The sequence below is a fragment of the Coriobacteriia bacterium genome (assembly GCA_013334745.1).
Lineage (GTDB): Bacteria > Actinomycetota > Coriobacteriia > Anaerosomatales > JAAXUF01 > JAAXWY01.
On record JAAXWY010000009.1, the window covers coordinates 1 to 26,989 of the forward strand.

The 26,989-nt window shown below is 63.2% G+C and carries 27 protein-coding genes; 5 read left to right on the forward strand and 22 right to left on the reverse strand.

What is annotated here, in order from left to right; all coding sequences use genetic code 11:
* Positions 1–1,292, reverse strand: a 1,292-nt coding sequence (locus tag HGB10_03895; protein ID NTU70949.1) for a DUF1906 domain-containing protein, incomplete at its 3' end; no start/stop codon positions are given.
* Between the two features lie 141 nt (positions 1,293–1,433).
* On the opposite strand from HGB10_03895, the gene HGB10_03900 reads away from it, so the two are divergent.
* Positions 1,434–3,551, forward strand: a complete 2,118-nt coding sequence (locus HGB10_03900; GenBank protein ID NTU70950.1) for an OmpA family protein — start codon at positions 1,434–1,436, stop codon at positions 3,549–3,551.
* Between the two features lie 85 nt (positions 3,552–3,636).
* Here the strand turns inward: HGB10_03900 and HGB10_03905 are convergent, their stop codons facing one another.
* The 6 genes from HGB10_03905 to HGB10_03930 all read right to left on the reverse strand — a co-directional run bounded on the left by HGB10_03905 (position 3,637) and on the right by HGB10_03930 (position 7,529).
* Positions 3,637–4,182 carry a hypothetical protein gene (locus HGB10_03905; protein ID NTU70951.1) on the reverse strand — a complete coding sequence of 182 codons (546 nt, stop codon included), beginning with the start codon at positions 4,180–4,182 and terminating at the stop codon, positions 3,637–3,639.
* 156 nt (positions 4,183–4,338) lie between these two features.
* Complete coding sequence (locus HGB10_03910; GenBank protein ID NTU70952.1) at positions 4,339–4,674, reverse strand: hypothetical protein; 336 nt, start codon at positions 4,672–4,674, stop codon at positions 4,339–4,341.
* A gap of 20 nt (positions 4,675–4,694) precedes the next feature.
* A complete protein-coding gene (locus HGB10_03915; GenBank protein ID NTU70953.1) occupies positions 4,695–5,213 on the reverse strand; it encodes a hypothetical protein in 519 nt (172 codons plus the stop codon).
* Positions 5,214–5,389: 176 nt separating this feature from the next.
* Entirely contained in the window at positions 5,390–5,842 is a 453-nt protein-coding gene (locus HGB10_03920) for an HD domain-containing protein (GenBank protein NTU70954.1), read from the reverse strand.
* Positions 5,839–6,672: an N-formylglutamate amidohydrolase gene (locus HGB10_03925; protein NTU70955.1), complete on the reverse strand. Its 834-nt coding sequence runs from the start codon at positions 6,670–6,672 to the stop codon at positions 5,839–5,841. The genes HGB10_03920 and HGB10_03925 overlap by 4 nt, the downstream gene beginning before the upstream one ends.
* Positions 6,673–6,746: 74 nt before the next feature.
* Positions 6,747–7,529 carry a hypothetical protein gene (locus tag HGB10_03930; protein ID NTU70956.1) on the reverse strand — a complete coding sequence of 261 codons (783 nt, stop codon included), beginning with the start codon at positions 7,527–7,529 and terminating at the stop codon, positions 6,747–6,749.
* A gap of 222 nt (positions 7,530–7,751) precedes the next feature.
* Here HGB10_03930 and HGB10_03935 point away from each other — a divergent pair, with 222 nt between their 5' ends.
* Positions 7,752–8,735, forward strand: coding sequence for a hypothetical protein (locus HGB10_03935; GenBank protein ID NTU70957.1), 984 nt, complete (start codon positions 7,752–7,754; stop codon positions 8,733–8,735).
* A 26-nt stretch (positions 8,736–8,761) separates the two neighbouring features.
* On the opposite strand, the gene HGB10_03940 is transcribed toward HGB10_03935, so the two are convergent.
* From HGB10_03940 to HGB10_03955, 4 genes are all read right to left on the reverse strand, one after another.
* Positions 8,762–9,379 carry a mobile mystery protein B gene (locus HGB10_03940; protein NTU70958.1) on the reverse strand — a complete coding sequence of 206 codons (618 nt, stop codon included), beginning with the start codon at positions 9,377–9,379 and terminating at the stop codon, positions 8,762–8,764.
* Positions 9,376–9,846: a mobile mystery protein A gene (locus HGB10_03945; GenBank protein ID NTU70959.1), complete on the reverse strand. Its 471-nt coding sequence runs from the start codon at positions 9,844–9,846 to the stop codon at positions 9,376–9,378. The genes HGB10_03940 and HGB10_03945 overlap by 4 nt, the downstream gene beginning before the upstream one ends.
* 182 nt (positions 9,847–10,028) lie before the next feature.
* Positions 10,029–10,367 carry a DUF86 domain-containing protein gene (locus HGB10_03950; GenBank protein NTU70960.1) on the reverse strand — a complete coding sequence of 113 codons (339 nt, stop codon included), beginning with the start codon at positions 10,365–10,367 and terminating at the stop codon, positions 10,029–10,031.
* Positions 10,354–10,932: a hypothetical protein gene (locus HGB10_03955; protein ID NTU70961.1), complete on the reverse strand. Its 579-nt coding sequence runs from the start codon at positions 10,930–10,932 to the stop codon at positions 10,354–10,356. Before HGB10_03955 ends, HGB10_03950 begins: the two co-directional genes overlap by 14 nt.
* Before the next feature lie 196 nt (positions 10,933–11,128).
* Between HGB10_03955 and HGB10_03960 the strand changes: the two genes are divergently transcribed.
* Complete coding sequence (locus HGB10_03960) at positions 11,129–11,464, forward strand: helix-turn-helix transcriptional regulator (protein NTU70962.1); 336 nt, start codon at positions 11,129–11,131, stop codon at positions 11,462–11,464.
* Positions 11,458–12,777: a type II toxin-antitoxin system HipA family toxin gene (locus HGB10_03965; protein ID NTU70963.1), complete on the forward strand. Its 1,320-nt coding sequence runs from the start codon at positions 11,458–11,460 to the stop codon at positions 12,775–12,777. The genes HGB10_03960 and HGB10_03965 overlap by 7 nt, the downstream gene beginning before the upstream one ends.
* 99 nt (positions 12,778–12,876) lie before the next feature.
* Here HGB10_03965 and HGB10_03970 read toward each other — a convergent pair whose 3' ends face one another.
* Positions 12,877–13,458, reverse strand: a complete 582-nt coding sequence (locus HGB10_03970) for a hypothetical protein (protein ID NTU70964.1) — start codon at positions 13,456–13,458, stop codon at positions 12,877–12,879.
* Positions 13,459–13,468: 10 nt separating this feature from the next.
* Positions 13,469–14,056 carry a hypothetical protein gene (locus HGB10_03975; GenBank protein NTU70965.1) on the reverse strand — a complete coding sequence of 196 codons (588 nt, stop codon included), beginning with the start codon at positions 14,054–14,056 and terminating at the stop codon, positions 13,469–13,471.
* A 277-nt stretch (positions 14,057–14,333) separates the two neighbouring features.
* Here HGB10_03975 and HGB10_03980 point away from each other — a divergent pair, with 277 nt between their 5' ends.
* Complete coding sequence (locus HGB10_03980; GenBank protein NTU70966.1) at positions 14,334–16,226, forward strand: potassium transporter TrkA; 1,893 nt, start codon at positions 14,334–14,336, stop codon at positions 16,224–16,226.
* 152 nt (positions 16,227–16,378) lie between these two features.
* Here HGB10_03980 and HGB10_03985 read toward each other — a convergent pair whose 3' ends face one another.
* The 9 genes from HGB10_03985 to HGB10_04025 all read right to left on the reverse strand — a co-directional run bounded on the left by HGB10_03985 (position 16,379) and on the right by HGB10_04025 (position 26,964).
* Positions 16,379–17,818, reverse strand: a complete 1,440-nt coding sequence (locus HGB10_03985; GenBank protein ID NTU70967.1) for a hypothetical protein — start codon at positions 17,816–17,818, stop codon at positions 16,379–16,381.
* A gap of 80 nt (positions 17,819–17,898) precedes the next feature.
* Positions 17,899–18,204 carry a hypothetical protein gene (locus HGB10_03990; GenBank protein ID NTU70968.1) on the reverse strand — a complete coding sequence of 102 codons (306 nt, stop codon included), beginning with the start codon at positions 18,202–18,204 and terminating at the stop codon, positions 17,899–17,901.
* A gap of 93 nt (positions 18,205–18,297) precedes the next feature.
* Positions 18,298–20,091 (reverse strand): ATP-binding domain-containing protein, encoded by a 1,794-nt coding sequence (locus HGB10_03995; protein NTU70969.1) that lies wholly within the window; start codon positions 20,089–20,091, stop codon positions 18,298–18,300.
* 51 nt (positions 20,092–20,142) lie between these two features.
* Entirely contained in the window at positions 20,143–21,414 is a 1,272-nt protein-coding gene (locus HGB10_04000) for a sigma-70 family RNA polymerase sigma factor (GenBank protein ID NTU70970.1), read from the reverse strand.
* A gap of 11 nt (positions 21,415–21,425) precedes the next feature.
* Positions 21,426–22,259 carry a HEAT repeat domain-containing protein gene (locus tag HGB10_04005; protein ID NTU70971.1) on the reverse strand — a complete coding sequence of 278 codons (834 nt, stop codon included), beginning with the start codon at positions 22,257–22,259 and terminating at the stop codon, positions 21,426–21,428.
* Entirely contained in the window at positions 22,256–22,663 is a 408-nt protein-coding gene (locus HGB10_04010; GenBank protein ID NTU70972.1) for a hypothetical protein, read from the reverse strand. Before HGB10_04010 ends, HGB10_04005 begins: the two co-directional genes overlap by 4 nt.
* The gene (locus HGB10_04015) at positions 22,664–24,646 is read right to left on the reverse strand and encodes an AAA family ATPase (GenBank protein ID NTU70973.1); all 1,983 of its coding nucleotides are present in this window, start codon (positions 24,644–24,646) and stop codon (positions 22,664–22,666) included. It lies immediately after the preceding gene.
* Positions 24,643–24,813 carry a hypothetical protein gene (locus HGB10_04020; GenBank protein ID NTU70974.1) on the reverse strand — a complete coding sequence of 57 codons (171 nt, stop codon included), beginning with the start codon at positions 24,811–24,813 and terminating at the stop codon, positions 24,643–24,645. The genes HGB10_04015 and HGB10_04020 overlap by 4 nt, the downstream gene beginning before the upstream one ends.
* Before the next feature lie 54 nt (positions 24,814–24,867).
* Positions 24,868–26,964, reverse strand: coding sequence for a DEAD/DEAH box helicase family protein (locus tag HGB10_04025; protein ID NTU70975.1), 2,097 nt, complete (start codon positions 26,962–26,964; stop codon positions 24,868–24,870).
* Positions 26,965–26,989 lie beyond the last annotated feature (25 nt).

Consider the following 26,989-nt stretch of genomic DNA (forward strand, 5'->3'; position numbering starts at 1 on the left):
GTCGTCCGCAGGACCGTGCCGTGATTCCCCACGACCGTGCCCGAGCCGGTGCCCTGGCGCGAAACCCCAAAGAGATGATCCGCCGTCCCGCTCGGCCGCGGCGTCCACGTCGCGCCGCCGTCGGCCGTGCAGAGGAGCGTGCCGTAGGCCCCCACGACCGTGCCGGTGCTGGCGTCCGCGAACGACACGCCATAAAGGAAGCGGTCGGTCCCGCTCGACTGGGGGACCCAGGTCGCGCCGCCATCGGTCGTGCGCAGCATCGTGCCGCTGGCTCCGGCGACCCAGGCGGTCTGGGTGTCGGCGAAGTCGATCGCGCTCAGTGCTACCGTCGTCGGCAGTGTTCGCGCCGACCAGGTCGCGCCGCCGTCGGTCGTGGCGATGGCTGCGCCGCCGTCACCGACCGCGAACGCGGTGGTCGCAGTGCTCGCGCTCGGCGCGAAGTCGATCGCGGTGAGCGTCTCGGCGACCGCAGGGGCGGCCTGCTGCCAGGTGAGGCTGCCGCGCGCGAACGCCCACTGGCCGAGGTCGTCGGTGCGTGCGTAGTTCGAGTCGTAGTCGCTGATTCCGACGCTGCCGTGGACCTTGGGTGCGGTCTGGTAGAGCGCCGCGGTAGGCAGCACCCGGCCGCTCGACCAGGCGATCGTCTGCCAGGCCTTATCGGCGACGCCGGCCTTGAGGGCCTCGTTGCACACGCCGTAGCTGCCGTAGATACCGACGTTCTCGCTGCCGATCACCGACGCTGCGCCGCGCAGACACGCGTTGACCGTCGAGAAGCGGTAGGTGGGCACGTCGCACGCGAAGTAGATGAAGGGCTCGCTGGGGCCGCCACACTCTCGGACGGCTCGGCGTGCGATCTTCGCGGCCTTCACGCCGGCCTTGTACCCGCCGAGCATCCAGCCCGCACTCGTCTCGTAGACGGCGATGACGTCGATGTTGTTCGCGCGCAGGCGGTTGGCCTCGGCGCGAGTAAGCGACTTCCACTTCGACGCGCCCACGTACCGGATGACGATGCCCACGCCGGCGCGCCTGAGCTTGTAGGGCGCGGCCGAGGTGTAGCCGCCGGCGTAGTCGATGACGATTGCGCCGGGGGCGGCAGTTGCCGCAGGCATCGCGACCGGACTGGCACCGAGGACGACCGAGGGGTCGGCCGCACGCGCCGTGGCGGGCGCCAGCGCACACGCGAGCGCCACCGCGGCCGCGACCATGAGTGCGACTGGAATCCGCGTGTCGCCTAGGCTCGCTCGCCTGCTCGTATCGCGCACCGTCGCCCCGTTTCGATCGCTACCGCCCATGTCGCCATTCTCGCACGGCCGCACCAGCGATGCGCGTGTCCCGACAACGAGTGTGGGGAATTGGGAATACAAACCTCGGTGCCTCTCTCGGAATGGGAAACCGTGAGGGGCCGCAGAGTCCGTTTCGTGGGGGGAGATACCATGAAGTGCACGCGCACGTTCTCACCAACCCGTCTCGTTCCCGGTGCCTTGGGCATGCTCGTGGTCGCCGCGCTCGTGCTGCCCGCGCAGGCGCTCGCGGTCGACATCCACGTCGCGACCTCGGGTGGCGACTACACCGACGTACAGGCTGCGGTCGACGCAGCTTCGCCCGGTGACCGGGTGATGGTAGCCGCCGGCACGTTCGCGGGCCAGGTACGGATGAAGGACGGCGTCTCGCTCATCGGTGCCGGCGCGGATGTCACGACGCTGACGGCGGACGGCAGTGACGGTGCGACACCGACGGTCTATGCGTCGGCGATCAGCTCGGCGACGACGATTTCGGGCTTCACGCTCACGCACAGCGCCGGCGACGGCAGCGGCATGGTCGCCCTCAACGGCTCCGACCTGACGATCTCCGCCTGCACGATGACCGGCAACACCGCGGTCGACGGCGCAGGGCTGTTCGCCGAGAACTCCAAGCCCACCATCACCGACTGCACCTTCACGGGCAACACCAGCTACAACGACGGTGCCGGCGTCTACTTCTGGAGCGCGGACGGGGTCATGACCGACTCGGTCGTCACGAGCAACAGGGCAAACGACGACGGTGCGATCTACATCCACGACTGCAGCCCCACGATCAGCGACTCCACGATCACGACCAACACCGCGGGCTACCGTGCGGGTGGCATCTTCGCCGACAACTCAGACGCGCAGGTAAGCGAGTGTGACGTCAGCGGCAACCACTCTGACGAGTACGGCGGCGGGCTGTGCTTCGCCGAGCGGGCGCATCCCGACTTCGTTGACTGCACCATCGACGGCAACGAGTCGCTCTACGGCCGCGGTGGTGGCATGTACTGCGGCGAAAGCGTCTCGCCGACGTTTCTGCGGTGCACCATCAGCAACAGCCGCGCCGATAACGACGGTGGCGGAATCAGCGCCTATGACTGCGACGCCACGTTCACCGACTGCGTCATCAGCAACAACTCCACGACCGCCGATGGTGGCGCTGTGGGTTCGGACGAATACGCCGATCTGTTCTTCATCGGCTGCGACTTCTTCGACAACTCCGCGGGCGACGATGGCGGCGGCGCGTGGGCGGAAGATGACGGCGATGCACACGCGACCAACTGCGTATTCGTCGGCAACACGGCAGCCGGCGACGGTGGAGCCGCAGCGTTGGACTGGGACGCTTACCTGCGCCTGGTCAACTGCACCATCTACGGCAACGATGCCGGCAACTCCGGAGATGGCGTGTACTGTGACGAAGCATCTGCGTACATCTTCAACTGCATCGTCTGGGGCAACGGCGAAAACCTGCACAACTGCAGCGCCAGCTACTCGGATGTCGAGGGCGGCGGCGGCTACGATGGCAACATCGATGCCGCGCCGAGCTTCGTTGACACCGAAGCCGCGAACTTCCACCTCAACGCCGACTCGCCCTGCATCGGCGTCGGTACGCCGATCGACGCTCCCCTTACCGACAAGGACGGCTACGCTCGCGGCGATGCGGTGGACATGGGCGCGTACGAGTACCGCACACACACGCTGAGCCCGGCCGCAGGCATCGGCGGCACCATCAGCCCGTCTGAGGTCCAGACGGTGGTCGCCGGTACGAGCAAGACGTTCCAGATTGAGGCAGCCAACGGGTACCACCTCGTGGCGACCAAGATCGACGGCGAGTCGATCGGAACAAGCTACACGGTCGACTTCAGCGTGGTCACGACCGACCACGTGCTCGCTGCGATGTTCGTGCGCGACTCCTACGACACGGTGGGCAGCGTGCACTTCGCTATGAACTCGACCAAGCTTCGTCCCGGCGCGAGGCGCGCGCTGCGCGCATGGGCCCACCGAATCGCGGCGAAGGACCTACTGCACGTCCGGGTCGGCGGGTACACGTCCAACGACCCTGATGGTGGCAGCACCATCAAGTCGCGCAAGAAGCTGTCATCAGCGCGAGCCGCGGCAGTGCGCGCGTACCTGATCACGCAGCTGCGGGACCACGGCAGCAAGGCGAGCGTGACGACCTACGGCTACGGCGGAGCCAACCCTGTGGCTTCGAACCGGACGGCCAAGGGTCGCCTCAAGAACCGTCGCGCGGTGGTCTGGGCGAGATAGCGCAACGAGACTGAGCTCTCTGCAGGCCGCTCGCATATGCGCGGGCGGCCTGCGTGCGTCTCGGCAGATGCGTGTGGTGACCATCTCACCAGTAGTCGCGGATCATGATCGGGAGGATTTCGAGCGAGCCGTCCGAGACCTGTCGGATGTGGCCTCCGACCCCGATGGGGCGGGTCCAGCGCCAGTCCATCGATTGCCGGACCCAGCGCTCCAGTTCGTACGTCGCGCAGGCACGATAGACGGGCAGACGCACCGACTCCCATCGCCAGCGCGACAGCGCACGTGGAGGCTCGTCTACGCGCAGGGTTGCAACGCCGGCGCCCTGGAGCACTCCCCAGAAGCCCTGGGGGCCGAAGTCCGGGGTGAGCACAGCGTTGAAGCGGACGAACCCGAGGGCCTCGTCGGGCCACAGCCCGTATGGCGTGCCGATCTCATCGGCGTACTGCCGAATCGTGTCCGATACCCATCGAAGATGCCGAGTTGAATCGGCGACCCACTCTGGCTCGTCGTACCACGCACACATGGACTCCGCCGCCGTCGCGGGGACACGCGCGGCGTGCCACGCGTCGAACTCCTCGGGAGATGACTGCGTCCACATCTGGAACGCCTCGCGATCCACGTAGAGCCACATCGTCTCATCGCCTCCGATCCGTCGGGTTCGTCCTGAGGCTCCATTATTCGTACGCGCGGGCGCGAAACGCGCGCACGCGAGGCGCAACGAACTCGCAGGTCAGATGGGGTTGACAGGGGAACTGGGGCGACGCCGCCGCGGAGGCGACTTGGACGGCTACAGTCCCGGATAGTCGTCGTAGCTGTCGAAGTGTCGCTCGTCCATATCGATGCCGAGCCGCGCGCTCAGATTGCGGAGCTCACGCTCCGCGTAGCCGGAGTGCTCGAAGCTTGCGATGAACGCGCGCAGGCGCTCGACGAGCGTCGCGCCCGGGTGATGCTCGACGAGGTAGGAGTCGAGGGCGCTCATCTGGGTGGCCGAGAAGCTGTAGTGACTGTCCTCGGCCTTCTCGACGTCGATGGAAAAGGAGGGCGCCGAGCCGTCCTCGCCAAGATGAGTCGTGAGGAAGGAGAGCCGATTGTCGTCGAGCGGGACAGTGTTGTTGTTGAGCATCAGAAGCTTTCCTATCTCGATTACCGGCCGAGCTGTTCCCAACCCGGGGAGTCGATCAGCACGTACGTGGGCGCGCCACCTGTTCGCTTCGCAAAGAGGTCCCACGCGATTCCTAACGTGATGATCGCGGGCCCTTGTGCAGGCGCGGAGTCACCGTCAGGTGCCCGATCGGACGCGCGTCGCTTGCGGAATACCTCCCCACCGCCGTCGACTCCTGAGAGAGCCGCGAAGCTTTCAACGACCAAGAACGCGTCATCCGCGCTGAGCAGTGCCTCAACCGCTGCGGACGGCAAGCGGGACTGGTCGAACTGGCACCTGAACACACCCGTCACGACTCGGCTGGCGTGCTCCCCCGGCTGGGGCAGGCGATCGTAGATCAGGCGTGCACCGGCGCGCGATATCCATTCGCTCGCCGCGCGAATTCGCAGCTGTGCTCGTTCGCAGGCATGCAACGCAGGGGCGGGTATCGCGGCGATCGCCTCGAACTCCCGACGATCCTGAGCGGTGAACTCGAAGTCCAGACCGTGGCGCTGCTCCATGGCGTTCTCCCTCTTGGCCACGGGCGTCGCCCATGGCGCTTTAGCAGTTGGTTTCGCGGCTGCAATCTGCTCTTCAAATCCCGCGTGCCGTCATCGGGACGGCAATCCGTACATCAACTGTACAACACGTGGGTGTGACACCGAGGGCTTGGGCAGTCCGGGCGCCAAGGGCGGGACTACTCCGCGAGCGCGATCAGCGCTGCGCCGTACTTGCGCATGAAGTGCTGCCGTCGTTCGACACTCAGCTTGGCGAAGCGCCATGGCTCGAGGTTGTCGTGGATGTCACCGAGTTTCACGCGCAGCGCCAGCGCATTCGAGCGAACGCGCCGGTAGTAGATGTCCGACGGCTCGCCCGCAACTCGCGTGAGCGCGACGACCGCATCCACGACCTCGCTGGAGAACCGATCGCGTAGATCCGCCTGCGGCGTATCGCTGTCTTCAAGCACATCGTGCAGCAGCGCAACGATCCGTGCAGGATCGTCCTCGAACTTGTGCGCCACTCGCAGCGGGTGGTCGATGTACGGCGCATCGGCCTTGTCGCGTTGCTCGGCGTGAACGGCGCTGGCCAGCGCAAGTGCGAGCGCCACATCCGGCCCCGCACCCTCGAACACCTCGGAAGCGTGTCTCACGGTATCTCCCCCTTCATGGTAGTCCCGACCGCATATGTCACTACGCGCTCAAGCATGGCGCGCACGAGATCGAAGTTGGCGTTCGGCTCGCCGGTCGACTCGTCGCAGTACAGGCCCCGGCGCACCTCGATCATCAGCGACTGCACGCGCGGGTCGCACCGGTAGTGCTTGAGTGGCACAAGCGTGCCCGCGAACGGGGTGTCTCGCTCCACGACAAGCTTCTCGCCGCGAAACGCCCACTCGAGCGCCTCGGCGAGTCTGGCAGGGGTGTGAACCGAATCGGTCCCGATGCAGATGTCGGGACGGGGCACGTCCTGGCTCGGTTCGCTGGGAAGCGGCGTCGTTGCGAACGAGTGGCAGTCGAGGATCAGGCAGCTGCCGAACCGCTCGAGGCACCAGTCGACAGTCGCCGAGAGGCCCTCGTGGTACGGCTCGTAGAGGTCGCGTGTCAGCCTCGCACGATCCTCGTCGGTGAGCTCTCGAAGAAGCTCGCCCTGCGTCGAGTGGGTGTAGAAAGCGCCTTGTCCGACCGCGGCCATCGGCTCTTGGCTGTCGTCTACGAATCGCTCCGGGTCGAAGATGAGGCGCGAGACGGTGTTGATGAAGACCCTGGCGCCCAGACCGGTGACCCAAGAGTACAGCTCATCGACATGCCAATCGGTCAGCCGCACGACCTCACGCCGGAGTTCGTCGTCGGAGAGCAGGAACTGCGGTCGGGCCCCTTCGGCGATGCGCCACGCCGAATGCGGGACGTGCGCGACGATGGGCGCAGACTCACCAGGGGTGATGATGCGAAACGGATAGACGGTCGCTGTGTCGGATTCGCTCATGCCCCGCCCTTCGTCGAACTCCCCTACAGCGAGAGTAGCAGTCGGGGCTGACACGGGTGAGACTGACCTGCCAGCTACGCGCCGGTCGCGGCAGGTGTGTGCCCGCGACCCGACCCCCGCTTCACGTACGGGGCGACCAGCGGCACGACCAGCGGCACCAGGAACAGCCAGTCGATGACCACGCTGTCGCTGAACGCATCGAAGAAGTGGGCGGCCGTCTCGGACATCGCAATGACTCCGGCCTCCTCGAACTCGTGTATCGATCCACCGATCAACTTGACGGCCAGCAGTCCGAGGACCACGGATGTCAGCGTGAAGAAGAGCTTCAGATCGATCCGGGCGCTACCGCGAGCGAACGCGACGCCGTACACGACGGCCAGAGCCAGCCCTGCCAACCCTCCGATCAGGACGCTCGCAGACCCGGCTTCACCGAGTGCGCCGGCGGCGAGGAAGAGCACGGTCTCGACCCCTTCTCGGGCGACCATGAAGAACGAGAGCAGGAAGAGTCCCAGGCCGGTGCGGGCGGCGCTTCGCCCGTCATCGACGATGGCGCCCATCTTTGACTCGACGTGGCCGCGGATGCTTCTGCTGTTGCGCCACATCCACCACACCATCGACAGCACCGCGATCGCCGCCACGGCGTAGAGCACGCCCTCGAGCATCGGGCTCTCTGCTTCTATGCCCAAGCGCCCAAGCGCCACGGCGACGGCAACGCTGAAGGCGACAGCCGAGACGGTGCCGGCGAAGATCCATCGACCGAGTTCACGCCGACCGGACCTGCGAACGAACGCCAGCATGATGCCTACGACGAGTGCGGCCTCGATGCCTTCCCTGAACGTGATCACGAGTGAATCCATCGAACTACCTCCGTATGCGGGTCGTGGTCTACGCGGGTTAGCATATGCTAAGTCATCGCATTCGTCTAGGCTTACCGCTCGCCGATGGCACGGATGGGTAAAGACATAAGCTATGGAACTACGTGCGACCGCCGAAGCGATGAGGAGACACCGATGCCCAGGTTTGAGAACGATGAACCCCACGCGGGGATCGAGTAGCCGAGTCAGGCTGCCAACCTAGCCATGACAGGACTTCGCCGAATCTGGAATCCCGCCGAGTACCAAGGCGCCGGCACGACTCGGCGCTACTTCGAGGGCTGGTACTTCAAACAGGTCGACGCTGCCGAGCGCCGCATCGTCGCCGTTATCCCCGGCATCGCGTACTCGGCCGACGGCAGCGCCTGCCACTCGTTCGTGCAGATCGTGCCCGCCGGCGGTGAGATGCACTACTTCGCCTACCCCGCCGAGCAGTTCGGCTTCGATGCAACCAAGCCGTTCGCGATCAACGTGGGCCCCAACAGGTTCTCGACCGAGGGGATGACGCTCGACCTCGAGGACGGCGCCCGGCGGGTTCGCGGCGAGGTGCGCTTCGGCCCCTGGTCGCCGTGGCCGGTCACGGCATTCTCGCCCGGCATCATGGGTTGGTACCGGTTCGTGCCGAGGATGGAGACCTACCACGGCGTGCTGTCGATGGACCACTCGCTCTCCGGCTGGCTCGAGGTCGACGGCGAGCGGCTCGACTTCGACGGCGGCCGCGGCTACATCGAGAAGGACTGGGGGCGCAGCTTCCCGAGCTCGTGGATCTGGGCGCAGTCGAACCACTTCGGCCGCCCGGGCGTCTCGGTGAGTGTGTCCGTGGCCAAGGTACCGTGGATGACCGGCGCGTTCGTGGGCAACATCGCGGGTCTGCTACTCGACGGGCAGCTGCATCGGTTCGCGACGTACACGGGCGCGAGGCTCAGAAGCATCGAGACCGGCGTGAACGAGGCGCACCTCATGCTCGCCGATAAGCGCGAGGAGCTCGAGATCCACATCCAGGGCTGCGAGGCGCTCGTCCTCAAGGCGCCGGTGCTCGGTGCGATGGAGGGACGCGCCGCCGAGTCGCTCGGCGGGACGATCGAGGTCACGCTGCGCTCGCTGCGTGGCGGACGCACGCAAGTCGTGTTCGCGGGGACCGGTGCGCACGCGGGCATCGAGGTCATGAACGATCGCGACGAGCTGGGGTGATGGTGGGCCGCCGCGAGTAGCTGCCGCTACGACCGGGCGAACAGCAGCAGCGGCCCGTAGTCGAGCTCTCGATCCGCCCGTCGCAGTGCGTCCAGATACGCCTCCCGAGCCGCACCCTCTCGGTTGAGGTCTCGTGCGCCCCACGAGAAGAACTGCTCGCCCAGGAGTTCAACGAGCAGGTCGGCGGCTAGGCGCGCGTGGCGCCCGTTGCCGTTGGGGAATGGATGAATCGCAACGAGGCGATGGTGGAACCGCACCGCGAGCTCATCGGCTGGCCATGGTAGCTGTCTCGCGTTCGACGTCTGGACGCGCACGTCGGCGAGCAGTTCTCGGACCTGAGTGGGCACGTAGAGCCAGGGCGCGCCCAAGTTGGTCTCATGCTGCCGATACGTGCCGGCCCATCTCCAGACGTCGCCGAACATCCGCTTGTGCAAAGCTCGAAGCATCTCGTCTGACAGCAGTGCCTCCACGGATTGCGGGCCACCTCGCGACGAGGTCCAGGCGATGGCCCGGGCGATGTTCTCCTGTTCCGCGTTGTTCAGGTCGCCCCGAGTCGCCACCCATGTCGGAATCAGTCCCTTGGCGTCATCCGGATCGATCGGCGTTGCTCCTGTGGGCTCGTCGAACAGGCTTGAAACGCTCACCGCTTGGTCCCGCGCCCTGACCACAGACGGGCCGAACCGATGATCGAGTCCAGCTGGGCGTCCACTGCCGAGGCACGCACTTCGCCCTCCTGGGCCTCAAGCGCCATCGTCTGACGCGTGCGGCCGATCTGTTCATCCAAGACTCGCTGCGCCTGTCGGCGCACCGTGGCGTCCAGGCTCGTGTTCGGGACGAAGGCGTAGACGAGTGTGCAGTCCATGGCTTCGGCCGCGCGCCGAAGCGACGACACGCGGATGCCACCCGTCAGCTCCTTCTGTTCAAGCGAGCGCACAGAGGCACCACTGATCCCCATTCGAGTCGCGAGTTCCGCAGCCGACATTCCCAAGGCATCGCGGATTGCGCGGATCCATCCGAGCCGCGGTGGGGCGAACTGCGTCGCCGGCTGCAGCGGCGTAAGCCGTCGGTCGAGTACCTCACGAGCCTGTCCGATGCTGTTCCGAGTAGCCATTAGAGACTTCTTTCTCTATTAGTCATGCTCATATAGAGATTTTAGTCGCTATCCGAATTGTGTCAATAGAGGTTTTGTTCGCTATCGCCAGGCAGTCTGCGCTCTGCACGTACCTAAGGTCTCAGCCGCGTGGACGAGACCCCGGGGGCGCACGACGGGTTGCGGAAGACGGAGTGACGAACCTACGTCAGTAGCATGCCTTGGACGGCTTGTCGCAACTCGGGTAACAGCTCGACGTTGCCCCACACGATCTCGTCATCGACCAACGAGTAGCCATGAATCAACTGGTTGCGGAAGCCGATGATGGCTCCCGCTCGCGGGATCGTCTCGATGAGCGCGGGGTCTGCCGTACGCCCTTCATTCAACGCCTCCCCGATGATTTCGAACTGGCGCTCGACGGCAGAGCGGAGTTTGAGGTCCGCGCGATAGCTCTCGAGTGTCTCGCCTTCAACGAACTGGTCAATCGCATCGGCCGCAGCGAGGACGTCGGCCAGGCAAACGCGAACGTCACGCGACCTCATAAAGCACCACCTTGCTGCGCTCGATCTCGTCGGCGAGATAGGCATTGTTGACCGCGGTCGACACCATCACGTCGACCGGCATCCCCATGATCGACTCCAGCTCTGCAGCGAGGGCAGCGTACTCCTGCGCCTTCATCCGCGGCTCAAGCGGCTCGAACGTCACGAGAATATCGAGGTCGTTTGGTACGACGCCCTGCTCCACCTGCGTCGCCGAGCCGAATAGCGCACTCGCGATGACTCGGTGCCTGCGGCAGGCGGCCTCGAGCGCCGCGAGGTGCGGGCGCACGTGTGGGTTCACGCGCGCCGATACGGACGGGTCCGCTTCCGCCCGGGCGATCGGCATGACCGGCAAATTCCGCTCCGCCTCGAACACCGGCGTGACGATGCGCTGCACGAGCGGGTTTTCTCTTGCGAGCTCATGCAGGACCGCGCGGCCGACGCTGCGCCGGGTCACGACGCCGAGGTCGGCGAGATGCTCGAGGGCGCGCGCGGCGCCGGCCTGACTCACACCCGCGAGCCGCGCGATATGGCGTCCCGTAATCGATTCGGACTGCGTGAAGAGCACGCGCAGGACTGAGACTCGCGCCTGGCCGCCGAACAGCGCTTCAACGATGTCACTGGTGGGTTTCATATAATGAATACTACAGTAGTCATATGACTGATGGAAGATGGCACTACCGTTCCACTGTGTCTGTTATAATGTCGAATATCGGATACATTAACTCGCTCTTTCCCCTGTTATATATAGATTGGACTACATTATGGAACTACAGAGGATGCCCCCACTCGCCATCGCGGAGGAGCTGGGCAACCGGCTGCGGAATGCGAGGCTCAACGCCGACCTCACGCAGGCGGAAGTGGCGTCGCGTGCGGGCTTGAGCAGAAGCACCGTCCTCAACGCCGAGCAGGGAAAGGTCCAGCTCGAGAACCTGGCGGCGATACTTCTGGCGCTCGACCTGGCGAACCGACTCGATGCGTTCCTGCCGGTGCAAGAGGTCTCGCCTCTCCAGCTGGCGAAACTGAGAGGCCGGGAGCGGCAGCGGGCATCCGGCGCACGCAAGCGGCGTTCGATATCGACGGATGAGTCCGCATGGTGACCGATGTCGCCATGGTCAGGTTCGGGTCGCGCGACGTCGGTGCGGTCAGCTTCGATACCGAGCGAGGTGTCGGTGCGTTTGAGTTCGAACCAGCCTTCACCCAGTCCGGTATCGAGCTCGCTCCTCTGAAGATGCCGCTCTCGAGGCGCATCTACGCCTTCCCCGAGCTGGACCGGGCAGCGTTCCACGGACTGCCGGGAATGATCGCCGATTCGTTGCCGGACGACTTCGGCAACGCTGTACTCGATGCGTGGATCGCAGGCCAAGGTAGATCGAAGGCTGACGTCACCCCGCTCGAGCGCCTCAAGTACACGGGCCAGCGAGGCATGGGAGCTCTCACGTATCACCCGGCACTTCGCACGAAGGGCCTCAATGCTTCGCAGCACGTCGAGATCGAGACTCTCGTCTCCATCGCCCAAGAGGTGCTGGATAGCCGAGCGGAGTTCGGCGTTGACCTCGGCAGTCGTGGGCAGACGGACCCGGACGCAATGCTCGAGTTGATGTCGGTGGGTGTAAGCGCAGGGGGCGCCAGGCCAAAGGCCGTACTCGCCTTCAACGATGACTTCACTGAGGTGCGGTCAGGTCAGGTCGATGCGCCGAGCGGATTCACGCACTACATCATGAAGTTCGACGGCGTCAGCGAGCGCAGCGCGAATCTGGAGGCGTTCGGAGACCCCATGGGCTTCGGCGCGATGGAGTTCGTCTACCACCTCATGGCGACTGCCTGCGGGATCGACATGATGCCCTGCCGCCTGCTCGATGAGGGCGAAAGGCGCCACTTCATCACCCAGCGCTTCGACCGGGACGGCAACTCACGGCGCCATGTGCAGACGCTCAGTGCGCTCGCCCACGTGAGCTACAAACAGGCCGGCTCGTACTCCTACGAGGAGGTGTTCGCGGCCGCCAGGGAGTTGGGGCTCGGCGCCGAAGACGCGATGCAGCTCTTCAGGCGCATGGTCTTTAACGTGGTCGCCCGCAACCACGACGACCACTCCAAGAACGTCTCGTTCATGCTTGATGACACGAACACATGGCGTCTGGCTCCCGCCTACGATCTGGCGTACAGCTACAAGCCTGACAGCGACTGGGTGAGCAGCCACTGGATGAGGCTCAACGGCAAGCGCGACCACTTCGCTCGTGAGGACTTCTACGGCTTCGAGCGACTGAGCCCCCGCTTCACGAAGCGCGTGATCGACGAGACCATCGACGAGACGATCGAGAGCGTCTCACGATGGCGCGACTTGGCCGAGGAGCACGGCGTGCCGGCCGCGTTGGCCGAGACGGTCGACAAGAATCTGCGGCTGTCGATCTAGTGGTGGTGCCGTCGGGCTGGGAACCCGGCGGGACAGGGCCTGCCGCGTTGGGAACCCGAGGGCCGGGCAGCAAGGTCAACGGACCAAAACCCCACACGGCTACTGCGGCGTCGCGGGTGGCAGCCCCACCATGATCTTGGTCCGAGCCCCCACGTTGGAAATTGATCGTCGGTAGTGCTCCCCATCGGGCAACTTCATGATTGGCTTCCCGAGCACGACCTCGGCAACGTCGGAGGGGACGACGGGAACGCGCCCGGAAAGCGAGCGCTCCAGTCCGCCCGAGACTTCAGCGTACACTCCCGCCAACGCGAGCGCAGATCGCGTGAGCCGTTTGGCGGCGGATTTCGCGAGTGAGTCTCCGTTTGTCGCCAGAATGCCAAGCTTCAGCCCGGAATCAGTGGTCTTGAAGCATGCAAATGCCACGAGCACGCCGTGCTCATCGCTGAACAAAACCCATCGGTTGTACTCGAGCAGCGCGTCGGGCATCGGGACGTTCAGCTTTGCGTCTAGTTTCGAGTACTCCTGTCTGTACAGCGAGTAGACGGCCTGAATCTCAGTCGACAGGAGGAAATCGACCGGGTCCTCGCGCTGGAACGGCTCGTCCTCGGCCTTCAGCCAGTCCCATTCGGCGAGGACTTCCGCGGGGCGTAAGCGGGCTACGAGGAAGCTCCCATGGTTCACGAGTCACCCACTAACGGCGTGAATCGAACACGGTGCTGGTCATGCTCTCTGCCGCATCATAAAGGCCCGCGTCGCGCGCCTCCGCGATTGAATTCGCAACCCGCATCCTAAGAAGCAACCTGTCGAGGACTTCGGCATGATGCATCTGTCCCCGTAGGGATTCAACTTCATCGTCAGATGAGGCGACTGTCAGCTTCCACAGAGTCAGGAGATCGCTCTTTGGTAGCGCACTCAGTTCCTCGATTGCCGAGGTCCAAAGATGTTGAGGGGCATCGGCTAGGAGTTCGTCCGCAATCAGCATTGCGAACCTTTCGTTCTTCGTGCCCTTCACAATCAGTGGTCTGAACCTCTCGTATGAGACGAGGGCTATCGATGGTTTGCCATACGGTCCAACGACATAACTTGAGGTTTCGCCAGACTGCAGAGAGCTCACCATCCGGGGCAGGTTCTCTCGTGTCTCGCCGATCTTGAAGACGTGGACCTGCACCCCGTCAGCCTGTCGCCAGAGCGTGTTTGTGACGACCCCCGTGCGAACCTGTCTGGAACGCTTCAGCCCCGGGTGCGTGGGCGTGATCTTCTGAGTGACCTTGGGCGACATCGAGTCTCCAATGCATCCGATTTGTTGTACAAGTTGTACCGACATTTAAGCACGTACTGTGCCGACAAGTCGAACCCGCGATCCAAGGCCGAACGCTGCAAACATTGACAGTTGGGCCGAGCCAACGTAGCCGCGCACTCCGGTACGAGTAGCCTTGTGATAACGTCAGTCTCGCGACGGGGGCGTGCACTGATGTGTGCGGTCGCAGAGGGCTTATAGGGCTCATTTGCCGGCAGTTTGAGGCCGTCAACGGGCAGGCCGCACCAGGGGAGGGCTCTTGAAGCGCATCACGCTGAGGCAGCGCATTCAGTACCGCTTCGACAAGATTATGTCGCGTGGTACACCGGCCATGCTACTTGCCCTGTTCGGGCTCTCACTCACAATCGTCTTCAGCGCTGCCCTGTTTGTGAGACTCACACGGACGGCGCCGTCCAACGAGGGATTCGGCCTGCTCTTGTGGAAGGCCGGCCTGCGCACCCTAGACCCGGGCACCATGGGCGGCGACTCCGGGCCATGGGCGTATCTGTTCGCGATGCTGTTCGTGACTGTCGGCGGCATCTTCGTGATCAGCGCGCTGATCGGCATCATCAGCAACGGGCTCAACCACCGCATCGAGGAACTCCGTAAGGGTCGATCGCTTGTCGTGGAGAACGACCACACCCTCATCCTAGGCTGGTGCCCCCAGGTGTTCACGATAATCTCCGAGCTGGTGGTGGCGAACGCCAATCGCAAGACAGGTGCCGCCATTGTCGTCCTCGCGGAGGAGGACAAGGTTGTGATGGAGGATGCGATACGAGCGCAAGTCCCCGAGACCGGCAATACCTCTGTGATATGCCGTTCGGGCAATCCGATTGACATGGTCGATCTTGAGATCGGCAACCCTCACTCCGCTCGGGCAGTGATTGTGCTGCCCACCAGCGAAGACCCGGACACCAACGCGATCAAGGTGGTTCTTGCTCTCGCCAAGAACCCAAACCGCAAGGATGGGCCCTATCACGTTGTGACTCAGGTGTCGGATCCGCGAAGCTCCGATGTAATGCGTATGGTTGGCAGCGGTGATCGGATGCTGTCGGTACTATCTTCGGACTTGATCGCCCGGGTGATCGCACAGACTTCGCGTCAATGTGGGTTGTCTGTGGTCTACAGCGAGCTGTTGGATTTCGGTGGTGACGAGGTGTACTTCGCCGATGCCCCCGCCCTGACCGGACGGAGCTACGGCGAGCTCTTGTCCGCCTATGAGAATTCCGCGGTTATCGGCATTCAGCGCGCTGACGCATCCGTGCACATTAATCCGCAGATGGATGCGCTCTTCGAATCAGGCGACCGAGTCATCGCAATCGCGCAGGATGACGACCGTTTCACGCCCTCTATTGGCCCCGGATCGGAGATCCCGGCGGATGCGATCCGATGCTGCGAGATGACAGAACCGGCACCCGAGCGCGCGCTGATACTCGGCTGGAACGTGTCCGGACCCGCCATCACCCACGAACTCGACGCCTACGTGTCACCGGGTTCATCACTAACGGTGGTTAGCCGCTTCACTGACGTTGAGGAACAGATCATGCGATCTGGCGGTGAACTCGTGAATCAGAAGCTCACCGTGTTGACGGCCGATATCCGCAACCGCGAAATGCTCGAGCAGTTGGAGGCGGCAGGATACGACCATGTGATCGTGCTGGCATACCGCGACCTCGGTGCACAAGCTGCGGATGCGATCACGCTTGTGACGCTGCTTCATCTTCGCGATATCGCCGACAGGGACAAGACGACTGCTGCGATCGTCAGTGAGATGCTTGATATGCGAAATCGCGATCTGGCCGAGGTGGCCAAAGTCGATGACTTCATCGTCAGCGAGCACCTGACGAGTCTGATGATGGCTCAGTTGTCGGAGAACGCTGATCTCGATGCGGTATTCGAGCAGCTCTTCGACCACGGAGGCTCAGAACTAACGCTCAAGCCTGCTGGCGACTACATCTCATGTGAACAGCCCGTCGACTTCTACACAATCGTCGAGTCGGCCAGACGCCGCGGTGAGACGGCAATCGGCTTTCGAATCAGGCGTGAGGCTCGGGACGCATCCGTAGCCTACGGCGTGCACACCAATCCGCTTAAGTCAGAGCAGGTGCAACTGTGCTGCGATGACCGGATCATCGTTCTCGCTGAGCACTGAGGTTTAGACGCGTGATCACGGATCACACCTGCTGCTTGGCCCCTAGGCCTTTTGCTTTAGAGAGCGAAGACGCGATCTGGCTGCTTCGCAGATAACTGCAGCCGTCGGCACAACCAGGTCGCCGCGCTCCGAGCGGTCGCGACACAGAGATACTACGCGTCGCCAGTCTCCGTGACCCCGTCCTTTGCCTCTACAGGCTCCTCCGGCGCGGCCGCATCCTTCTTGCGCCCAAATAGCGAGTCAGCCGCGTCAGCGGCGCCGGCCACCAGCCCGCCCACTGCCGCGCCTGCCGTCTTGGCGCCGGCACTCACCGCACCCGCGGCATCAGCGGCCGCGCCCTTGATCGCGGCACCAGCCTCCTCGGCAGCAGTCAGGACCGGGGCCTTGCCTGCCCCGTCACCGTCCGCGTCGACTGGGCGAAATGCAGCAGCGGCGTGGTCGACCGTCTCTGCGCCAAGATGGTAGGCAGCACTCACGCCCTCGACCGTGGCGGAGACAACTTGGTCTCTCGTCTCGGTCGCCGCCTGGCTCCAGCGCTTCGCTTCGCAGTCCTCTTGATCGGAATCGAGACCAAGTCGCCCACGAAACTCGTGTACGTCGTCCGAGACCCTCTTGCTCGAACGTACCGTGGCGGGCGACTTCAGTGGATTGAAGAGGACTTTGGAGTTCGCCTTGCGCACAGTCTCCGTCATCTGCGTCAGCAAGCAGCCAGTACTCTGAGCGAGCAGTTCGACGCGCTTCTGCCTGGCCGCGGCCAACCCCAGGCGGTGCTGCTCGAGTTCCTCTGGTTCAGAATCAAGCACGCGGTCGAGCTCGAGCACTGCAATCCCGTCCTGAAGTAGCAGGCAGCGCGCGAGGACTGCAAGCCATTCCCGAACCTTGCTCTCGGCACCCTTGGCGGCCTTGGCCATCTCGCCGGCGTCGGTCGTTCTCTCAAGCTTGCCAGCGATCCCGTCAAGCTGACGAATTGCATACGCCTGCGTGCGCGCGATGATCATGGACGTCGCCTGGACCTTCGACCATGTGGTCTCAGAGACCCGGCAAGTCTGCTCGCGGACTGTGAAAGCCTCCTCGATGACCAGATCGACCCCGATCATGTCCGCAAGTACCGCGTCCTTCTGATTGCGGAGGATGTCATCGACCTTCTCGTCGATGGCCTTGAGATATTCGAGCATCTCGTCCATCTGCGCCTGCACGGCCTGCTGCTGCATCATCGCGGACAGCGCGATGATTGCCGTCGGACCGCTCAGAAGCATAGCGGGGCCCTTGGCTATCTGAATCCACTTCTGGATTTCGCCAGGTTTGCCAACCATGGCATGGCTGACACCCGGGGTCTTGGTCGCCATTAGACCGAACTTCCTTACCGCGGTCGCGGACTCAGGCGTCAACTTCACCCAGCGCCCCGAGTTCTCAGTGATCTTCTTCGCGACGTCTGCACCAACGGCCGCGCTTGACTTCAGACGGTTCAAGTCGAGCTTCTTCGACGGGACTTGGTCCAAGCTCTGATCGCGGAGAAAGCGCTCAACGTCCGTCGCGTTTCCGAGAAACGCGAAACCGTCGCCGTCGCCGATGATCTCAATCTCGTTGCCCAATTCGTTCCCAACTCCCGAAAATGCGCCCGTTGCGTATACACCGGGGCCGCGTGATGGTCCACAGGGGTGATAGGCGAGAGCTACTTGTTCTTGTTCATGTAGACCGCGGCGCCAACGGCGCCGGCCATACCCACAACAACGCCGCCAAGGGCCATCATGGCACCCGCAATCTGCTGGCCATTCTCCTTGAACCATTCATCCAAGGTTCGCTGAGAGGGCGCCGGGAGCACCACCTTGGCGTCGCCGTAGCTGACTTCCACGGTGCGGCCTGTGGTACTGACGCACACGTCTTCAGGATTGATGCGGTTGGGGTCGAGGCCACCTTCCTCGGCCTGCGACTTCATCTTCTCGGCAATGAGTCGTTCAAAATCCTTGTCCGACGACATGCGAACCCCCCTCGTTGACCAACCGGTTTCTCCAGTAGTCTGCCGCTCTTCACGCGGCGCGACAACATGCGTGCACCGAAGGAACGGTACAGCTCATGATTCCGTCCGAGGCTGACTCTCCCACTCAGCTCTGACACTCTCCCCGCTCTCCAGCCCCATCCCGTCCATCGGCGCCCACGGCAACTGGTCGCGCCAGCTCTCATGCGCGATCACGACCACGCGGCTGAGGGCGCGGGTCACGCCCACATACAGCAGCGAACGTACGTCATCGAGGTCCTCCCACGGGCGGCTGTCGCCGAGCGGATCCACGTCCGTCACCACGACGGCCGGCGCCTCGCGACCCTTGAACCGCAGGATCGAGTCGTAGCCCGTGTAGCCGCCCGTCCCAACCTCCGCGAGCGTCCGCAGCCGATCACGCCACGGCGCAACATCCACCGACGCCGCCAGGCAGTTACGCACGCTGTGTCGCGACAGCACCACGATCTGCCCTGGCTCGAAGCCCTCCGACGACAGCCCCTCAAGCGCGTCGACGAGTGCCTTCTTCGCGGTCTTGGCACCGTCGTAGAACAGCACTCGCGGGTTGAATCCGTCGTCGTCGCGCACGCAGTCGTGGTAGCCGCCCGCCACCTCGCCAAGCGCCCCGGCGAGGTGAGCAACCCTGGGCAGGTTGCGGCAGTTCTCGCGCAGCATCACGACCGGCGGCTCGTAGCCCAGATGGCGCTGGAACACCTCGCGCGGATCGCCCCAGCCGCGACCGAAGATGTCCTGGTGCCCGAAGTCGCCAAACACGCGCCATCGCCCACCGGCGAGACTGCGCAGCAATACGGTGTCGAGCACCGTCAGGAAGTTCGGATTGCCGAGGATATCTTGCGCCTCGTCGACCACGAGCTCCTCGTATTGCGCGGCATCATGCGAAGCGTAGCGCTCCGCGAACGCATCGAACGCCTTCTCCGGCAGCTCGGTCTCCCAATACTCATGCGTGAGTCCGGGCTTCCACTTCTCGCCTGCGGCACCCTGCATCAGCTCGTGAATCGTGACGGTCGTGCACAGCTCGCCGAGAGGAGCGGTCTCCGCCTTCAGCGTTTCGCTGAGCAGGCGGTTGTAGCACAGGAACAGCACGCGCCGGCCGCTCTCGACACCTCGCCGAGCCGCCTCGATGGCAAGCAGCGTCTTGCCGGTGCCGGCGAGCCCGTCAACGAGCACCCGCGAGTTGCCATCCCATTGGTCGAGCACGCGGAACTGCTCTTCGGTGAATCGACGCACGTCGGCAAGCTGGCTCTCGATGCGCGCCCTGGGGCTGATGTAGCACTCGACCTCGCCGCGCAGCACGCGCACGATGCGCTCCGCCTGCTCGAGCGTGAGCGGCTCGGGGGGATGCTGCAGCTCGGCGCGCTGCGCATCGAACTCGTCGATGAGCAGCTGCTCGAGGCTCTTGGAGCGATACCGCGCCCGATCGATGAGCTGCCGAGCCGACCACTCGATCTGGTCGCGCCCCGCCGAGACGTCCATGTCCGGCACGATGACTACACAGGTCGCGAGCACGTCGGGCAGCCCGTGCGTGCGCACCCACTCGCGGATGCGGTGCATCGCGTTGCCAGCCTGCTGAAACGGGCTGCGCTGCTTGGGCGGACCGTTGGGATGTGTGAGCCACTCGCCCGCCGGCGTACGCGCGAGGTACGTCTTGGCCTCGATCACGATCACGCCGTACCCCGGCGCGATCACCACGAAGTCCGCCTCGCCGAGAGGCCCTGTGCCGCGCTGTGCGAGGTCAAGCGAGTGCAGCACGATCCAGTCCGCGCAACATGCACGTGCAAGCTCGTCGAAGAGGATGCGCTCTGCCTCTGAGTCGACCGAGGCGGGTATGTGGAGTGGGATCATGCGGGCCATGTGGGGTCCTCGTCGCCCTGTATCGACGGTGCCGGCACCTTCCGGAGACTGTCAGCGTAGGTAGTCTCTGAGTCTGATGCCCTTACCCAGATGCCTTAGCTTGTCTAGCGCACTGGACTCTACTTGCCGAACTCGCTCGCGAGTGATGCCGAATTCGCGCCCCACTTGCTCGAGTGTCTTCGGGGCTGCATCCAACAGACCAAAACGAAGCTCAAGTACCCGCCGCTCGCGCTCCTCGAGTCCTTCCAAAGCGGCGACCACATCTTCTCGCAGCCAGTGGGAGTTCACGGTCTCAACTGTCGTATCCGCATCAATTCCCACGATCGAGTCCCCGAGCTCCATACCCTCGGCACGTTCTTCCCCGTAATCGGTGAGCGGATCGTAGTCGTCCTGCGTCCCTGGACCCCGCGCTTCCTGGCACACGGGAATGTCGAGACTGTCAGGCTCCCGACTGATGTCCAGCAAGAACCTCGCTCGCTCAACGGGCATATCAAGCCACTCGCCCACTATTTCGGGCGTCGGCTCTCGCCCGTAGAGTATCGCGAGCCACTCTCGCCACAGAATCACTTCGTTGACATCGCTCAAGAGGTGCACCGGAATGCGAATGATCCGTGCCTGGTTGTCTATTGCGCGGGTAATCGCCTGGCGTATCCACCAGGTCGCGTACGTGGAAAACTTGAAGCCCTTCGTGTAGTCGAACTTCTCGACGGCCCGCATGAGACCGAGGTTGCCTTCCTGGATGAGGTCGAGGAGCGGCATGCCGCGTCCTACGTAGCGCTTGGCGATCGAGATGACGAGGCGCAGGTTGGCCTCGACCAGCTGCTTCTCGGCATCGAGTCCGATTCGTCGGATCCGCGCTAGGCGACGCACCTCAGAGCGATCAATGCTATCCCTATCACCGAACGCTGAACTGGTTGGGCTGGAGGCTTCGCGCCCGGCTTCGATCTTCATGGCCAGATCTATCTCCTGCGCTGCCGTGAGCAGGGGCATCCTCCCAATTGAGTCGAGGTAGGCATCTACCGAATCGTCAACCGGCGTGTTGGACTCCGACTGCTTCTGCGCGTGTTCAATAGCCCGGACAGAGCGCGTCTTCGCCTGCTCGGCGGAAATCGTCTTGCCCAACGCCCTAAGCGCAGCCTGCATGGCCCTCAGGGCCTGTTCGTCGCTCTCGGCCCGAACCCGTTCGATTATCGCTGGTGCGGCTGCGGGGTCGCCCAGCTCCCTCAGCCCGATCGCCGCGAGCCATCTCACGTCAGGGCTGTCGTCCTCAAGCTGCTCCAGCAAGGACTCAAGCCGCAGCTCCTCTTCCTCCGCGAAGTCCATCGCATCCCCCATCAGGCGTTCAGCAGTCCCCGCCATTGGTTCGTGAGCAGCAGCCCTATCTTCTCGAGCTCCTTCTCTGCCGCATAGAACGACACGATCAACTCGAAGGCGCGCTCGTGATCGAGCCCCCTACGTCGAGCAGCCGGCCCCGCCATTGAAAGAAGCGCCTCGCGCACTTCTGTCGCGGGAATCTCCTTGAGTTCGCGCAGCCCCCGCTGCCGGACGCAGGCGCAAGGACTGCCAACTCGCTGCAACGTCCACTCTTCAACCTTGTCCGAACTGAAGTCGTCGCAGCGAACCAGTTTGCCCTTCTTGACCAGTCTCTCAATTGCGGACCGTATGGGCGCGTGCGGTACTTGGGACATAGTGTTTGGCGACACCGCCCGGCAGTATAGGCTGAGCACCCGCCCGCCCGTCACAGGCCCCTCAACTTCGACGATCTCTTGAACGACAGTGTGAATGACCCAGGTTCCACCCCGTGAGGGAGTTGGCACCGGCCGGGTCTTCCAGGCGGTGTAGACGGGCGCGTCGAGATGGGTCCGCATGCGCCTGGCTCTAGTCACACACGTCGAGCCATCAGCCTCAAGCGTGCCGGATTCTCTGAGGACCTCGACGTTGATCTTCGCCAGAGCAGATCTGGCCGCATCCCTAACGAATTCGTCGCTGTCGCTCGTAAGCAACCTGAGCCGATCCGCCGCCCTTGCATCCCCGCGCTCACCAAGCTCGAAGATCGCGGCCCAGCGTTCCAGCGAATCTGGGTTTCGAGTTCGCTCTACTAGGGCGTCGAAGTCAGGGTTGCTCTCCCAGAAGTCCTTGCCCTCGAACTGCCCGTTGGTGGGACTCACAGCGGCACAATCAGTATCTCGTCGGCAACCGTCTTGATCTCTGCGGAGAACATCCGTGCGAAGTCCCCTTGCTTCTCCATCTCGCTCTTCAGTAGGCGAATTCCGCCTTCGGCGAATTGCTCAGCCATGTCGTACCGTGCATCCAGGTCAAGGAGTGAGTCCGGATCATCTGTGGTAGCAAGCTGGACGGCGGCAACGATCGCCATGTCGCTGTCCTTGAAGTACTCAAGGCGCGGCCCCGTGTTCGACTTGACTACCTTCTCGGCTCGAATACCGTTCCTGAATCCCCAGGCCATGGCGATCAGGAAGACCTCGAGGTTCGTAAGTCCGCCGAGGCTTTCACCCAACTGCTTGTAGGTGTCGACGCTATCTTTGCTGAACTGAAGAATCGTTCGACCAGCCATCTATCGCACCCCCTCGAGCGTGGACACGGTTTGCTTCGAGTCGAAGTTGATCTTGAACACCGTTGGGTTGCGCGTCGCGAACACCCGGGCAACGTCCTTTGTGTACTCCGTGTCGGTCATCAACATCATTAGCTGGTGAGGTCCGTGACCGTCCGCCGCCTTCGTGGTCTCAGCGAACACCTGAGCGACAAACGTCTGTACGTCGCGGTTGAGCCGACCCATCGGCGTGTCGATCACCATGGGGAACTCGTACCCGGAAACCTCACTGAGTGCCAGCGAGAACGCCAGCGCAAGGCACTCACGCTGACCGGCAGATAGAACCGGCAGGATCTCAAAGCCCCTCGAGTTGGTAACCGAAACCCCGTAGTTCTCATTGATGGTGACGGACTCGACCAGGTCCTTCGTCCAGATCATGCTCCGGAAGTTCTCGTCAAGCGACTTGGCCACCTTCATGCGCACTTCTGTCGTGAGCTCGTCATAGGTGCCTCGCGCCACAGCCAGACAGCGCTTGGCGAACTGAGCCTCCTTGATTAGCCCGGCGAGCTTTGCGTCTTGGGACTTGAGTCTTCCAAGATCCTTCTCGATTTCCGAGATTGTCTCGCGAAACTCCTCCGCACGAATCTCCGCCTTCGCAAGCTCCAATCGCGCCCTCTCAAGTTCTGTCCTTGCGCGTCGAAGCTCCTGCTCAATCTGCTGGACTTGGCTATCCTCATTACCGGCAAGTCGGCCATTGAGAACCTCAAGCTCCTGCCCGACATTCTGTGCCCGCGTCTCCCAGTCATCGATCCGCTTCATGATGCTCTCTGCGGTCTGAGGAGAAGCAGAGGTTCCCGCAAGCACAGCTCTCATCCCTGGTTCGAGGGATAAGAGCACGTCACCCAGCTGCCCAATGTGCTCGTACTCGGCCAGCAGCTCCTCGATCCGCTTGCGACCGTCGGATCCCTTGGTGAGCGGATTCCCACATACGCACTCGAACTTGCCGAGCAGTTCCTCAAGAATATCGGGTGCTACTGGGGGCGGCAGACGCCGTTCGGCTCTGGCGGCATCAATAGTCGAACGTAGCCCCTGGAGCGCCTCGAACGCCAAGATACCCGGCGCTGACTTCCCGGACCACTTGTGCAGTTCCGCCCAACTCTCTTCGACGCTTGCACCGATCTGGTTGAACTGCGACTGCAGTTCCTGCCTCTTACGAACATCTTGCGCGACAGCCGCAATGTCTCCAACCTTCGACTCAAGCATGCGAACCACGTCGTCGTGGGTGGAGATCGCGGCGCGATACTGCGCAATCTCCTCGATCTTCTTCTCCAAGCGCGCTCGCGTGTCATCGAGCCGGCTGGCCTGAATCTCAGCATCGCCGCCGCCGCCGGCACGCGCCGCCTTGGAGTAGAGCTTCGAGGAGACCTTCTCGAGGTGATCGATCAGCCGTCTCAGCAGATCGATCTGTGCGATCTGAAGCACTGCATCCTCGACCTTCTGCGCCTCCGCGTTCTTAAAGAAGTTGTCGAGTCGCTCGCCGTCGAAGAGGAAGTAGGGCTCGAGTCTGGCGGGTACGGTACGCTCAATCCAGTGCTCAGGATTCGCCTCGCTGACGCACCCCTTGTCGGCAGACTTTCGCGTTAGCACCTTGAGCTCGGCCTGATGGCGCTGGGCGGTCTTCCCCGACTTAACAAACTCCTGGGCACGGGTTATCTCCGCCCATCCGCCATTTGCGAAGCCCAGCTCGACGGTAACGCTGCAGACGAGGAGCGCACCCTCATCAGCGCTGTCGAGCGAGGCCTGACTAACAAGTGGACAGGCATCCATGTCCCGACTGTAGTAGTCCTCGCGACCATACAGGCACCAGATGATGCTGTTCAGTAGATTGGTCTTGCCTGCGCCATTACTCCCCACGACGATAGTGACATCAGAGCGCTCGTCGCCCAGATCGAGGTCAAGGCTCTGCCATTGGCGGAAGTTCTCAATCTTGATTCGCTGGATTCTCACTCCGCTTCAGCCTCACCCTCTGCAAGCGATGGGTCCCAGGCTGGGGCGAACTTGGTGATTGCCCTCTCGTACTCCGCGTTGAAATGCGGCATTACCTGATCCGCTGTCTCTAGTTCATGGGTGAATAGAGCCTGAAGGCACCTCTTGACCGCATCGTCTTCTTCCATGCGCGCGATCCTTTGCGCGACCAGTGTGTCGCCTGCCATGCCGTCCCCCTATCGTCACAACAACTTGGCGAGAAGCCTTAGTACCTCCGTGCGTGCCTCAAGACCATTACTCGCATTCTCGGCAAACTCATCGACGCGCTGAAGCTCCTTAGCGAGAAGCTTCCGCTCGATGTCCCTAACCCTTTCATCCGCAAGCCAATCGATGTTGGGTGTCACAACCAAGTCATAGATCAATGCGAAGTCCTTACCCGGCGCTCGCCGAAGTAAGCGCCCCCGGCGCTGGACGAACTCCCGCGGATTGCCTGAACTGGCAAGAATGATCCCGAGGCGTGCGCTTGGCACGTCTACGCCCTCATCCAGGCACTTCATGGCGACTAGCGCATCAACATCGCCTCGATCAAGACTCCCGAGAATGTGCTCTCGTTCGCTGAGTCCGCCGAACTCGTCGGAAGGCGTCGTGCCTTCCGCACCAGTGAAACGGCTGTATCGAATCCCCCGCTTCCAGAGCTGCTCCTGCGCCTCCAGCATCTGCTCGGAACTGTGACAGTAGACGAGGCAATGATCGACCTGGCCTAGCTCGTCGAGAATCCTGCCTAGTTCGCCGATCTTCGCAGAGGCCTTCTTGACGATATCGGCACGCTTGAACAGCAGGCGCTCGTAGATGTCATGGGCCTCGGAGCCTTGCTCGGCGCTCATTAGCGTCACCAGCTTGTTTGTTAGTTCCTGATACTCCTCAAGCTCTTCGCCATCGAGCGAGACAAAACGCGGCCAGTACTTGTATGGGCACAGCGGAGTGAGTCCCGTGACCGGATCAACCCAGTTCAGCGCCTCGTGAATACCAAAGACAAACACCGTCTCGCCGAAGAAGTCGTGTAGTACGGCGGTACCGTCATCATCGAACCAGCGGGTCGGTGTTGCGCTCAGCCCGAGCCGATGCGTGTAGAACTCACCCAGCGCTTTGCGCATCTCGGGGGCACCGAGCCCATGGCACTCGTCGCCAATGTAGGCAACACGGTCGTAGGTCTTCGCGAGTCCCTCAACGGTTTCGAGAAAGTCGTGCATGGAGGCCGTGTTCTGGACCGCCACGACATAGGCCTCCCTCGCGCGGCCGAGCTTCGCGTCGGATGCCAGATTGTTCAGCTCAGCTCGCCAGTTGCCAGCGCCAAAGGTCGTGACCAGCCGCTTGCCCTCGAGTTCCGCCGCCCACTGCACAGCAATGTGCTGGTACGGCGCCGTGATGACCGTCAGCTGCTTCCCCGGTTGTTCTGCGAGGCGCGCGATACAGGCGATTGCCGTCTTGGTCTTGCCTGTGCCGGTAGCCATCTCAAAGATGCCGCGGCAGTTGTGGTCAAACCACGCGTCGACTGCTTCCGCCTGATATGACCGCAGCTGGAACTTCGGTCCACTTGGGCGGCGCTTCCGAAGCTTGGACAAATCCAGGTCGAGCTCCTCAACGTCAGTGGGCGCATACGACATCAGCTTCTTGCGCGCTGCATCCGGAAGAGCAACCACTCGCGCCCTTTGCGTGCCGCCGTTCCAGTACCGCCGGAACAGCTCCTCATCGCGATTGAGGTACTCCCGTTCGCTGGCCTCCCAGCTTCGGAAGACCTTGAACTCCTCGATGTTGTCGGTCCAGCCAGCGGCCGTCTCGTTGATGGAGCCGCCGAAGGAAACGATGTTGCCCACCCCGTCGCGCAGGATCCCGACCTTCTGATGGAAGAGCCCGTCTCCGTAGTCTGCGGTAGTTGATGGGACGACCAGCTTGATCTCGAGCCGACCCTCGGCGAGCATCCACGCCATAGCGCGTACGTGATCGCGCGCGATGCTGTCTGCCAGCTCGTCGAGATTCAGGGCCGATTCGGCGGCGGCAGTTGCGGCGGCCAACAATCCTTCGTCCCCCGCGTTCTGGAGCGCTTCCAGATCTCGCCGCGTGAAGTTGGGGCTAGCTACGATGCGCATCGAGCCGCCGTTGTGGATGAGGCCGGCTATGCCCCTCGCAGCAACGGCAAGCGCCCCTGACGAGAAAAACCCCGAGAGCCTGTCGTACGACACCGACTTCTCGAGCAGCGGCACGTAGAAATCTAGCAAGACGTCGGCATCCGACGAGCCCGAGTCATAGGCCTTCTGCAGTGTGATGTCGCGATACGTCACGTGCCGCCCTCCCCCGCTCGATACA

Bases quoted from the DNA above. Each gene is read 5' to 3' on its own strand.
- HGB10_03995 (NTU70969.1), bottom strand. From the start codon at position 20,091: ATGGCCCGCATGATCCCACTCCACATACCCGCCTCGGTCGACTCAGAG.
- HGB10_03960 (NTU70962.1), top strand. From the start codon at position 11,129: ATGGAACTACAGAGGATGCCCCCACTCGCCATCGCGGAGGAGCTGGGC.
- HGB10_03950 (NTU70960.1), bottom strand. From the start codon at position 10,367: ATGAGGTCGCGTGACGTTCGCGTTTGCCTGGCCGACGTCCTCGCTGCG.
- HGB10_04010 (NTU70972.1), bottom strand. From the start codon at position 22,663: ATGGCTGGTCGAACGATTCTTCAGTTCAGCAAAGATAGCGTCGACACC.
- HGB10_03910 (NTU70952.1), bottom strand. From the start codon at position 4,674: ATGCTCAACAACAACACTGTCCCGCTCGACGACAATCGGCTCTCCTTC.
- HGB10_03935 (NTU70957.1), top strand. From the start codon at position 7,752: ATGACAGGACTTCGCCGAATCTGGAATCCCGCCGAGTACCAAGGCGCC.
- HGB10_03965 (NTU70963.1), top strand. From the start codon at position 11,458: ATGGTGACCGATGTCGCCATGGTCAGGTTCGGGTCGCGCGACGTCGGT.
- HGB10_04000 (NTU70970.1), bottom strand. From the start codon at position 21,414: ATGGACTTCGCGGAGGAAGAGGAGCTGCGGCTTGAGTCCTTGCTGGAG.
- HGB10_03930 (NTU70956.1), bottom strand. From the start codon at position 7,529: ATGGATTCACTCGTGATCACGTTCAGGGAAGGCATCGAGGCCGCACTC.
- HGB10_03945 (NTU70959.1), bottom strand. From the start codon at position 9,846: ATGGCTACTCGGAACAGCATCGGACAGGCTCGTGAGGTACTCGACCGA.
- HGB10_03990 (NTU70968.1), bottom strand. From the start codon at position 18,204: ATGTCGTCGGACAAGGATTTTGAACGACTCATTGCCGAGAAGATGAAG.
- HGB10_03905 (NTU70951.1), bottom strand. From the start codon at position 4,182: ATGTGGCTCTACGTGGATCGCGAGGCGTTCCAGATGTGGACGCAGTCA.
- HGB10_03915 (NTU70953.1), bottom strand. From the start codon at position 5,213: ATGGAGCAGCGCCACGGTCTGGACTTCGAGTTCACCGCTCAGGATCGT.
- HGB10_03925 (NTU70955.1), bottom strand. From the start codon at position 6,672: ATGAGCGAATCCGACACAGCGACCGTCTATCCGTTTCGCATCATCACC.
- HGB10_03975 (NTU70965.1), bottom strand. From the start codon at position 14,056: ATGTCGCCCAAGGTCACTCAGAAGATCACGCCCACGCACCCGGGGCTG.
- HGB10_03900 (NTU70950.1), top strand. From the start codon at position 1,434: ATGAAGTGCACGCGCACGTTCTCACCAACCCGTCTCGTTCCCGGTGCC.
- HGB10_04020 (NTU70974.1), bottom strand. From the start codon at position 24,813: ATGGAAGAAGACGATGCGGTCAAGAGGTGCCTTCAGGCTCTATTCACC.